At 39.4% G+C, this 274-nt stretch carries 1 protein-coding gene; it reads left to right on the forward strand.

The genetic code is table 11. The features are described from left to right. Nucleotides 1-274 (forward strand): class I tRNA ligase family protein (locus ACFINZ_RS11535; RefSeq protein WP_375701588.1); only part of this gene is annotated, 274 nt, incomplete at both ends.

A 274-nucleotide genomic window follows, 5' to 3' on the forward strand; every position in this document is an offset into this window, starting at 1 on the left:
AGCCATAGTTTTGTATTAGAAGATCGAGATGATTTGAACTGGCCTGCTGATGTCTATTTTGAAGGGTCTGATCAGCATCGTGGATGGTTCCAGTCTTCTCTTTTAGAAAGTTGTGGTACGCGCGCTTGTTCCCCTTATAAAGCGGTAATCACACACGGTTTTACTTTGGATGAAAATGGCAAAAAAATGTCTAAATCTTTGGGGAATACAGTTGTTCCGCAAGAAATTATTAAAACATTCGGTGCTGATATTTTTCGTCTCTGGGTTATGACAA

Origin of the sequence: Bartonella sp. AA81SXKL (assembly GCF_042196945.1) — a bacterium.
GTDB lineage: Bacteria > Pseudomonadota > Alphaproteobacteria > Rhizobiales > Rhizobiaceae > Bartonella.